7 protein-coding genes are annotated in these 7909 nt (G+C 66.9%); all 7 read right to left on the bottom strand.

The genetic code is table 11. The annotated features are described in order from the left end of the window. Positions 1–188 precede the first annotated feature (188 nt). Complete coding sequence (locus ACGLHR_RS38205) at positions 189–599, bottom strand: DUF3830 family protein (protein WP_150990608.1); 411 nt, start codon at positions 597–599, stop codon at positions 189–191. Between the two features lie 32 nt (positions 600–631). Next, the gene (locus ACGLHR_RS38200; RefSeq protein ID WP_400100606.1) at positions 632–1822 is read right to left on the bottom strand and encodes an amidase; all 1191 of its coding nucleotides are present in this window, start codon (positions 1820–1822) and stop codon (positions 632–634) included. A 102-nt stretch (positions 1823–1924) separates the two neighbouring features. After that, positions 1925–2905 (bottom strand): ABC transporter ATP-binding protein, encoded by a 981-nt coding sequence (locus ACGLHR_RS38195; RefSeq protein ID WP_400100605.1) that lies wholly within the window; start codon positions 2903–2905, stop codon positions 1925–1927. A gap of 103 nt (positions 2906–3008) precedes the next feature. Beyond that, positions 3009–4082 (bottom strand): ABC transporter ATP-binding protein, encoded by a 1074-nt coding sequence (locus ACGLHR_RS38190; RefSeq protein ID WP_400100598.1) that lies wholly within the window; start codon positions 4080–4082, stop codon positions 3009–3011. 4 nt (positions 4083–4086) lie between these two features. Then, the gene (locus ACGLHR_RS38185; protein WP_400100596.1) at positions 4087–4974 is read right to left on the bottom strand and encodes an ABC transporter permease; all 888 of its coding nucleotides are present in this window, start codon (positions 4972–4974) and stop codon (positions 4087–4089) included. Positions 4975–5001: 27 nt separating this feature from the next. Continuing rightward, positions 5002–5952 (bottom strand): ABC transporter permease, encoded by a 951-nt coding sequence (locus ACGLHR_RS38180; RefSeq protein ID WP_400100594.1) that lies wholly within the window; start codon positions 5950–5952, stop codon positions 5002–5004. Positions 5953–6099: 147 nt separating this feature from the next. Then, positions 6100–7677 (bottom strand): ABC transporter substrate-binding protein, encoded by a 1578-nt coding sequence (locus tag ACGLHR_RS38175; RefSeq protein ID WP_400100604.1) that lies wholly within the window; start codon positions 7675–7677, stop codon positions 6100–6102. Between the last annotated feature and the right edge of the window lie 232 nt (positions 7678–7909).

Here is a 7909-nt window from a genome sequence, read left to right as displayed (position 1 = left end):
AGGATGAATAGCTGTCCGGTGGAGATGGGTGTAGGGAGAACAGCTAGTTGTTCAAAAAATGTGGGCACACCCAAGCCCTGAGGGGAGAGGGAGTGACAGCCATCGTCGCGGCGAGCGGCTTTGGCCTGTTCGGCGGCTTCGATTGAGGCCGCTGGTTTGTCAGCACGCTGGGGCTGCCGCCGCCATCCCTACATCAACTCAAAACTCACATCCTGCGCCCCTTCCCACAGCACCTTGGTGCCCAGCGCGCGCAGGTTCTCCTTGCCTTCCACGATCGTCAGGAAATGGTTGCCCGCGAGCTGGCCCATCTTGCTGGCGAAGCAGCAGCTGCCATACGCCAGGATGATCTCGGTCTCGCTGTAGCCGCCCGGGTAAAACAGGATGTCGCCGACCGAAGGATGGCTGGTGTGGTTCTCGAAATCCACGCCCAGCTTGAACTCGCCCAGCGGGATCCAGCAGCCTTCGCCGCTCCAGCGCACGTGGATCAGCTTTTGCCGGTAGGGCAGCAGCTTGGTGAAGGCGGCGACGGTGAGCGGGGCGTCGGGATGGGTTTCGGCGACGAACTGGTAGCCGCCGGCGGTAATACGGATCTGGGCCATTCAGGCTCTCCTGGGGGAATCGGGGTGGTCGTTCAGCTTAGCGCGGCGACCAGCTTTTCGGCAAATGCAATCAGGCTGCGGTCGCTGCCGGCCGGGCCCATCAGCGAGATGCCCAGCGGTGCGCCCGCGCGGCCGGCCAGCGGCAGGCTCAGGTGCGGGAAGCCTGACAGCGGCGCCAGGCAAAGCGTTTGCGCGGACAGGTTGCGGTAGGTTTCCAGCTCTTCGCCGGCGGCGTCGGACAGCGGGGCGATGTCGGGCATGGTGGGCAGGATCAGGATGCCGTCGTTGCCGAGCAGTGCCGCCAGATGCGCGGTAAAGGCGCGGCGAATGGCGCTGGAGGCTTCGAACTGCGCTTCGGTGACGCCCTTGGAGAACGCAAACCGCGCGGCCACGTCGGGGCCGAGTTGCAGGCCGTATTGCTCGATCATGGCGCCGTCGGTCTGCCAGGCTTCCCAGCCCTGGACATAGCGGAAGGCCCACCAGATGTCTTCCAGCGGGCGGTCCGCCACCGTGACGGGCGTGGCCTTGCCGAAGGCGGCTTCGATCTGGCCGACTACCGGCAGCAGTGCATCCAGCGCAGGCGCGGTGGGCATGCGGAACAGGTCTTCGGCCAGCAGCAGGCGGGCTCCGGCCGGCAGGGCTTGCGCGTCGCTGCCGAGCAGCACGTCGGCCACGCGGGCGAAGGTGCCGATGTCGCGCGCGAAGAAGCCGCAGGTGTCGAAGCTGTTGCACAGCGCCAGGGTTTGCGCCAGCGAGATCCGCCCAAAGGTGGGGCGGATGCCGAACAGCCCGCAGTGGCTGGCCGGCGCGCGCACCGAGCCGCCGGTGTCGGTGCCGAGCGCGAAATCGCAGAGCTGGTTGGATACCGCCGAGGCCGAGCCGGAGGACGAGCCGCCGGTGATGCGCCCCGGCGCCGCGCCGTTCACAGGCGCGCCGTAGTGGGCGTTCTTGCCGTTCATCGAGAACGCCAGCTCATCCGTATGGGTCTTGCCGACGAAGGCCGCGCCGGCATCCAGCAGCCGCTGCACGGTGGGCGCGGTGGTGGACTTGATGCCCGACATGGCCAGCACATGGGGGTTGCCGCCGCCGGTCGGGTAGCCGGCCACGTCGAACAGATCCTTGGCGGCGAAGGTCAGGCCGGCAAGCGGCCCGCCTGGCGCGTTGGCGACGGGCGCACTCGGGTAGGGCAGGAAGGCGTGGGAGGGGTGGCTGGCCAGGTTCATGGATGCGGTTGGCAATGAGGGTAGCAATCAGTAAAGGCGATATTGGCACGGAATGCACGGCGCGCGGCGGCACGCCTTGCCGTCACGACGAGTCTATGAGGCTTACGCCAGGGCTTCGGCGGCGACCGGCTCATTGGCCAGCACGCAGCTCACGCTATGCCCGCCACCCAGCGCGGTGGCCTGCGGCACCGCCTCCAGGCATTGCGCACGCGCGTGCGGGCAGCGCGGTGCAAAGCTGCAGCCGGGCGGCAGCGCGGACAGGTCGGGTGGCGAGCCGGCGATGGTCTGCAGCCGCTGGCCGCGGTCCATGCCGTGCTGGCGGCTTTGCAACAGCGCCATCGTATAGGGATGGCGCGCGGCGCGCAGGATGGTGCGGATCGGGCCTTCCTCGACGATGCGCCCGCCGTACATCACGGCAACGCGGTCGGCGATCTCCACGGCCGCGCCGATGTCATGGGTGACGAACACGATCGACAGGCCAAGCTCGCGCTGCAGCTCGCGCAGCAGGATCAGCACCTGGATCTGCACGGTGGCGTCCAGCGCGGTGGTGGGCTCGTCGGCCAGCAGGACCTTGGGGTTGGCCGACAGCGCCAGCGCGATCATGGCGCGCTGGCGCATGCCGCCGGACATCTCGTGCGGATAGGCCGCCAGGCGCCGCTGCGGGCTGGGAATGCGCACGGACTCCAGCGCGCGCAGCGCACGCTGGCGCGCCTCGGCGGCGCTGACGCGGTCGTGGGTGCGGATGCATTCGATGATCTGCTGGCCGATCGTGTAGACCGGGTCCAGCGCCAGCAACGGTTCCTGGAACACCATCGCCACCTTGCCGCCGCGCAGGCGGGCGAGGCCGCGGCCATCGAGGGCGGTGACGTCGGTGCCATCGATGCGGATCTCGCCTTCCATGCGGGTGCGGCGCGGCGGATGCAGGCGCATCAACGCGCGCAGCGTCACGCTCTTGCCGGAACCGGATTCGCCGATCAGGGCGAGCGTCTCACCCGGCGCCACCTGGAGCGACACGCCGTTGACGGCGCGAATGGTCTTGCCGCCGCCGGAGAAGGTCACGCGCAGGTCGCGCACCGACACCATGGGGGCGGCTGCCTGCTGTTCTGTACTGGGGTTGGGTGCAGTCAGGGGTGCAGTCACGGGTGTGTTCACGGGTGCATTCACGGGTGCTTTCACGATTTGGCCCTCAGAGCGTTGCAACGAGCGGGCTGGCGGCCGCGGGCATCTGCCGGCTGTGGCCGCCGTCCGCGTTAGCCATCAGGCAGGCCACCGGATGCCCCGCCAGCGCGTCGGACAACCGCGGCGCACGGCGCGAGCAAACGTCCTCCGCCATGGCGCAGCGCGGATGGAAGCTGCAGCCGGATGGCGGGTTGATCGGGTTGGGCGGGTCTCCCGCGAGCGGCGCGACCTGTGTGCGGTGATCCGGGTCCATCGCCGGCATCGAGGCCAGCAGCGCACGCGTGTAGGGATGCGCGGGGTTGGCGTAGAGGGTTTCGGTGTCGCCCACCTCTACCACCTTGCCCAGGTACATCACCATCACGCGGTCGCACAGGTAGCGGATCACGTTCAGGTCGTGGCTGATGAAGACGTAGGTGAGGTCGAACTCGGCCTTGAGGTCGAGCAGCAGGTTGAGCACCTGCGCCTCCACCGATTTGTCCAGCGCCGACACCGCTTCATCGAGGATCACCAGGCGCGGGCGCAGCACCAGTGCCCGCGCGATATTCACCCGCTGGCGTTGCCCGCCCGATAGCTCGTGCGGATAGCGCCCGGCAAAGCGCGTTGGCTCCAGGCCTACGCGATCCAGCAGGGCCCGCGCCCGCGCGCTGGCTTCGGCCGCGTCGATGCCGTGCACGCGCGCGGTAAAGGCGATGGATTCCTCGATGGTCAGGCGCGGATTGAGCGAGGAGTAGCTGTCCTGGAACACCATCTGCACCTGGCTGCGGTAGCGTTTCATGGGCAACTGCGCCGATCCCACCCCCAGCGCATCGAAAATCAGCTCGCCGCTGTTCTGCTCGATCAGCTGCATCAGCAGCCGCGCGGTGGTGGACTTGCCGCAGCCGGATTCGCCGACCACGCCCAGCGTTTCGCCTTTCCTCACTTCGAAGCTCACGCCGTCGACGGCGCGGACTTCGCCGCCGCTGCGCCAGGGGAGCTTCGATTTGAGCGGGAAGTGCTTGATCAGGTCGCGCGCGATCACCAGCGGCTGCGCGGGGCCGCCGACATCGGTGTTGGCCAGGGCATCGGGCAAGGTTTCCAGCATGGCATCAATCCTTGATTTCCATCGCCGAGCGAATGCCATCGGCGAGCAGGTTGAAGGAGATCGAGGTCAGGAAGATCATGGCTCCGGGCAGGGCGGCAACCAGCGGCTGCGTATAGATGGCGGTGCGCAGCGTGTTGAGCATCAGGCCCCATTCCGGCTCGGGCGGCTTGACGCCGAGACCCAGGAAGGACAGGCCCGAGGCCAGGATCATCGACACCGAGATCAGGCTGGTGGCATAGACAAAGATCGGTCCCAGCACGTTGTTGAGCACGTGGGCGCGCACGATGGTCAGCGACGAAGCGCCGGAGGCGCGCGCCGCATCGACGAACTCGCGGTTGCGCACCTGCGTGGTCACGCTCTCCGCCACGCGCACGATCTGCGGCACGAACACGATGGTGAGCGACAGCAGCGCATTGCCCACGCCCGCGCCCAGCGTGCCCGACAGCGCGATGGCCAGCAGCACCGAGGGGAAGGCGTAGAGGATGTCGACCAGCCGCATGATCACGGTATTGGTCCAGCCGCCGGCATAGCCCGCGACAATGCCCAGCGCGCTGCCGATCACAAAGGCGATCAGCACCGGCGTGATGCCCATGAACAGCGACAGCCGCGCACCCAGCATCAGGCGGGAGAGCAGGTCGCGTCCCAGTTCGTCGGTGCCGAGCAGGTAGTGCTCCGTGCCGATCGGCTTGAGGCGCTTCATGATCGAGGCCGCGTACGGATCGGCCGGCATCAGCACGGGCGCGAAGATCGCCATCAGCACCAGCGCCAGCAAGATCAGCGCGGCCAGCATGGCCAGCTTGTTGCGCAGCAGGCGCTTGCCCACCGTGGTCCAGTAGCCGGGCGAGCGCTGCACGACGGGCACAAGGGCGGGTTTTTTCAACGTCATTTCCATGGGGGTTCCCGGGTTTCCTTGATGGCGTCAGTTGCGCTGGATGCGCGGATCGAACAAGGTCTGCAACGCATCGACCAGCAGGTTCAGCAGCACGAAGAACACGGCGAGCACGAGGATGGTTCCCTGCAACAGCGGAAAGTCGCGCTGGAAGATCGCCGAGTTGAGCAGGAAGCCCGTGCCGGGCCAGGAGAACACGGTCTCGATCAGGATCGAGCCGCCCAGCAGGTAACCGAGCTGCAGGCCCATCACCGACAGCGCGGTGGGCGCCACGTTCTTCAGCACATGGCGGAACACCGCGAGCTCCGACAAGCCACGCGCCTTCAGGCCGACAATGAATTCATTGGCGAGGATTTCAGCCACGAGCGCGCGGATGGTGCGCGCCACGATGCCCATCGGGATCACCGACATCGTCACCGCCGGCAGCACCATGTATTGGATATGTTCCCAGTTCCATGCCCAGTCGCCCGAGCCGCCGGGGCCGGCGCCCGTGGCGGGCAGCCAGCCGAGGAATACGGAGAACACGATCACCAGCACCATGCCCAGCCAGTAGTGCGGCATGCTCACGCCGAAGACGGACAGGAAGGAGGCCGTGCGGTCCGCCGCGGAATCGCGGAAGTAGCCCGCCACGAAACCGAACAGGCAGCCGAAGGTAAAGCCGATCAGCGTGGCCACCGCGGCCAGCCGTACCGAGTTGATCACCGCCGTCATCACCTCGCTCATCACCGGGCGGTTGGTGGCGATGGAGGTGCCCAGGTCGCCGTGCAGCGCGCGGGTGAGCCAGTGCAGGAATTGTTCGAGGAAGGGCTTATCGAAGCCGTAGAGCGCGGTGAGCTGGCGGCGCAGGTCCTCGGAGGCATCGGGCGGCAGCACCGACACCAGCGGGTCGCCGGGCGCGATATGGACCAGCGAGAAGCAGAGCAGGGCGACCCCGAGCAGGATGGGGATCGCGTAGACGACGCGGCGCAGCAGGTAGAACATGATCGTAGCCGGGAGGGCAGGCAAGCGGCGCCTGCCGGGGTTTCTCGGGGAGCCCGGCCGATGCATGCCGGCCGGGCATCTTCTGGATTGCGCTCTCGCGTGGCCGGCCCGGGACCGGCCACGCGCGCTGGCCGCTTAGTGCGCGGCTCAGTCCATCGACATGGTGGCGATGTCGATAAACCAGCTCTGCGGCTGCACCACGCCCTTGACCTTCTTGGCGATCGCGCGCGGGCCTACGTCATGGGCAATCAGCACGAAGGGCGCTTCTTCCACGATGCGGGCATGCAGCTTGGCCAGCGCCGTGTCGCGCGCCTTCTCGTCAAAGGACGTGCGTGCCGTCTCGATCAGCTTGTCGAACTCCGCATTGCCGAAGTAGCCCCAGTTGTTGGAGACCGGCGGCTGGGTCTTGGTGCTGACAAAGCGGACCATGGCGAAGAACGGGTCCATCGCCGCAAAACTCACGTTGATGGCGTTGGCGCCGTGCGCGCTGGGGTCCTTCGCGCCAATGCGCCAGTTGGTGAACAGCGTGTTCCACTCGACCACGTCGAAGTCGACGTCGATGAAGCACTCTTTCAGGTTCTGCTGCACATACTCGTTCATTGGCAGCGGCTGCATCTGGCCGGAGCCCGAGGCCGAGACCTGCACCTTCACCTTCATCGGCTTGGCGGCCGAGTAACCGGCTTCCTGCATCAGCTTGCGCGCGGCGTTGGCGTCGTACTTGATATCGAACGTCGGATTGCCCCACCACGGGTTGCCCTTCTCGACAATGCCCTTGGATTCGGCCATGTAGCCGCCCAGCAAGGTCTTCAGGCCTTCGCGGTTCACGCACAGGTTGGCCGCCTGGCGCACGCGCTTGTCGAGCCAGGGAGATCCCGGCGCGAACGACAACTGCCACGGCCACATATGCGGCTGGGCATTGGCGTAGACCTCAAAGCCGCGGCTCTTGATCTGCGCCACGGCATCCGGGGCCGGTGCCTCGATCCAGTCGACCTGGCCTGACAGCAGCGCGGCGGTGCGGGCGTTGGCCTCGGGCATCGGCTGCATCACCACCTTGTCGATCTTGGGCACGCGCCTGGCGTCCCAGTACTGCGCGTTCTTCACCATCTCCAGCCGCTCGCGCGGCACGAAGCGGCTCATCTTGAAGGGGCCGGTGCCGGAAGCATCCGCGGCAAAGGCCACCCAGGCTTGCTTGGAGCGCTCGGCGGCATCGGTCACCGAGGCCGGCACGGCGGCCAGCTTCTTGTCCCATTGCGTGGGCGACGCCATGAACAGGTTGCTCAGGTTGTACGGCAGGAAGGAGTCCGGCTCCGACGTGACGAGTTCCACCGTGAGGTCGTCGATTTTCCTGGCCGAGCGCAGCGTCGGCATGCGCGAGGCGGTCACGCCAACCTGGCTGGGATCGAACTGCCTGGCGGTCTTGTCCAGCACCTTGCCCACGTTCCACACCACGGCATCGGCGTTGAACGGTGAGCCGTCATGGAACTTCACGCCGGGACGCAGCTTGAAGATCCACTTGGTCTTGTCCTTGGCATCGACCTTCCATTCCGTGGCCAGGTCCGCAATCAGCAGGCTGGGGCCGTTGCCCTTGGACAGGTCCCACTGGGTCAGCCCGTCATACATCGGGATGCCGGTGAAGCGGTTGCCTTCGAAGCCCTGGTCGGGCTGGCCCAGCGTGCGCGGGATGTCGGCGGCGGTCATGCCGATGCGCAGCACCTTCTCTGCCATCGCGGTACCCGGCAAGGCGAGGATCGAGACGGCGGTGATCGCGGCAGCGGCGGCGATGGACTTCAGGCCGGGTTTCACGCTTCTTACGGAGTCGGAAGAGAAAACGGTCACGGGCAAAGCTCCTGGGTGGGGGAAGGGGAGACGAGACCAGTTAAGCAAGTCATGTGCCAGTGGTCGTCCGCGCATGTCGGCCCGCGAGCGTTCTCTCCATGGCCTGCTTTTTGCTGACTTC

The sequence above is a fragment of the Cupriavidus sp. CuC1 genome (assembly GCF_044627735.1).
Taxonomy (GTDB): Bacteria; Pseudomonadota; Gammaproteobacteria; order Burkholderiales; family Burkholderiaceae; genus Cupriavidus; species Cupriavidus ulmosensis.
Note: the sequence above shows the minus strand (reverse complement) of the source record. Positions and strands in the feature narration are given on the sequence as shown.